This window comes from Acetatifactor sp., from assembly GCF_982438285.1.
The window spans coordinates 1-2,557 of record NZ_CEWDFQ010000394.1; the positions used below are offsets into that span (position 1 = coordinate 1).

The 2,557-nt window shown below is 49.0% G+C and carries 2 protein-coding genes; both read right to left on the minus strand.

The annotated features are described in order from the left end of the window. Positions 1-927 (minus strand): phage portal protein (locus AC1WIP_RS14390; protein WP_481142475.1); only part of this gene is annotated, 927 nt, incomplete at its 3' end. A gap of 17 nt (positions 928-944) precedes the next feature. After that, positions 945-2,534 carry a terminase large subunit gene (locus tag AC1WIP_RS14395; protein ID WP_481142476.1) on the minus strand — a complete coding sequence of 530 codons (1,590 nt, stop codon included), beginning with the start codon at positions 2,532-2,534 and terminating at the stop codon, positions 945-947. Positions 2,535-2,557: the final 23 nt, after the last annotated feature.

The following is a 2,557-nucleotide window of genomic DNA, read 5'->3' on the forward strand; positions in this document are numbered from 1 at the left end:
TTCCATAGACTGCTGCTCGATATTATTAAATGAGGATTTTTCCAGATCCCCAATCATGTGGGGCGGCACCCGGAAGATCCGGGCAATTTCATCCAGCTGAAACTTTCTTGTTTCCAAAAACTGTGCCTGCTCCGGCGAAATGGAGATCGGGGTATATTTCATTCCTTCTTCCAATACCGCCACCTTATTGGCGTTACCGGAGCCCCCAAATGTCCTCTGCCAGCTTTCCCGCACCCGGCTGGGATCCTTAATGGTTCCAGGATGTTCCAACACCCCGGATGGTGCAGCACCATTGGCAAAAAATTTCGCCCCATATTCCTCACAGGCCATGGCCATGCCGATCGCATTCTTTGCCATAGCGATAGGCGAATATCCCACCAGCCCGTCAAACCCCAGCCCCGGAATATGCAGTACCTCATAAGGAGAAAGACGCACAACAGAACCTTTCATGGTCGGTGCGTCATCAGAACTCAACGTGTACTCATAATACAGCTGCCCTTTATCGTCCCGATCCACATACATCCGGTCTGCCATTAAAGGATATAAGGCGATCACCTCTCCCCTTCCATTCCGGATAATCTGGGCATAGGCATTGCCCCACAAAAGCAGATGCGTCATCAGTGTCTCCCGGAACACGAAAGACGTCATCTCCGGGTTCGGTTCGTCATGAAGCAGGAAATAGAGGGGATGGCTGACCGCCTTCTCTTTCCCGCCGTCATCGGTATACCGGTAAAACTGCAGGGGCAGGCTGGCCACCGCCTCCGACAGGATCCTTACACAGGAATACACCGCTGTCATCTGCATGGCCGTCCGCTCATTCACCCGCTTTCCGGAGGTACTTCCTCCCATAAAGAAACTATAACTGCTGCCGGATGTCCGGTCAGACAGCTTATCCCTTGACCGGAATAAACTTGATAAGATTCCCATAACACTCATGCCCCTTTCTAAATAAAGAGAATGCCTCTTGTATCATAAACACTGGTTGGCGGTGAACTTCGAATACAGCGATCCAGTCCCATAATTAACGCCACAATCCCATCGATTTTTTCCACGGATTTTTCTTTATCCGGCTTAATATTGCCCGCCGGATCCTGCCGCATCACTACATTCTGGGCCATCCATTTGAGAACCGGATTACCGCCGTGGATAATATTCCCTTCCATCAGCAGCTTGTACAGTTCTTTCGATGGCGGGGACATATCTTTAAATCCCTGTCCAAAAGGAACCATGGTAAATCCCATATCTTCTAAGTTCTGCACCATCTGTGTAGCATTCCAGCGGTCATAAGCAATTTCAATGATGTGATACTTTTCTCCCAGCTGCTCGATGAACCGTTCAATAAAGCCGTAATGGATCACGTTCCCCTCCGTTGTGAGAATATACCCTTGCCGCTCCCACACATCATAAAGGACATGATCCCGGCGGCAGCGCAGTTCCAGTGTTTCCTCCGGCAGCCAGAAAAAAGGAAGCACGATGTATTTCTCTCCATCTGTCCTCGGAGGGAATACCAGCACCAGAGCCGTGATATCTGAAGTAGAAGAAAGGTCAAGTCCGGCATAGCAGTCCCGGCCTAAAAGAGAAGTATAATCAATCTTCTGATTTCCCCTGTCATAAATATGCTCCGGTATCCACGCCACCGCAGAATTCGTCCAAATATTCAATCTCAGCTGTTTAAATACATTTTCCTCTGCCGGATTATCCAAAGCCTCCCGGTAAGCATCCCTGACACGGTCAATACTGATGGTGTGTCCAAGGGAAGGATTGGCTTTATACCAGTTTTTCTCATCATTCCAATCGTCCTCTTCTCTTAACCCATAGATCACTGGATAAAAAGAAGGATCCGATTTCCGGCCATTCATGATATCCAGCGCCTTTGTATGCAGTTCATAACAGATACTTTCCTTATCCGTCCCGGCCGTGGTGATGATAAAAAACAGCGGCTGCTCACGGGCATCGCCAGAACCTTTGGTCATAACGTCATAGAGTTTCCGGTTCGGCTGTGCATGGATCTCATCAAAAACCAGTCCGGAAATATTCAGGCCATGTTTTGTTCCTGTTTCAGCGGAAAGCACCTGATAGAACCCTGCATTCCGGTAATTGACAATCCGCTTGGTAGCGGCAGCAATCTTTGACCGTTTTAAAAGCGCCGGGCATTTCTCTACCATTCTTTTAGCCACATCAAAGACGATAGATGCCTGGCTCCGGTCATTGGCGCAGCCATACACCTCCGCACTTGCCTCTCCATCCCCATAGAGAAGATACAGTGCGATGGCCGCTGCCAGTTCTGACTTTCCGTTCTTCTTTGGTATCTCTACATAAGCACTCCGGAATTGACGCTTTCCATCGGCTTTTACGATTCCAAAAAGATCCCTGACAATCTGCTCCTGCCACGGGAGCAGCAGAAATGGTTTCCCATCCCATTTCCCTTTTGTGTGTTTCAGGTTCTGGATAAAAGCAACTGCATGATCCGCCCGCTTCGCATCATAATATGAAGTAGGGAGCATGAAGGGAGAAGGTGTGTATTGAAAATCCATCAGCACCCGCCTCCTTCCAGCAG

Bases quoted from the DNA above. Each gene is read 5' to 3' on its own strand.
- AC1WIP_RS14395 (WP_481142476.1), bottom strand. From the start codon at position 2,534: ATGGATTTTCAATACACACCTTCTCCCTTCATGCTCCCTACTTCATAT.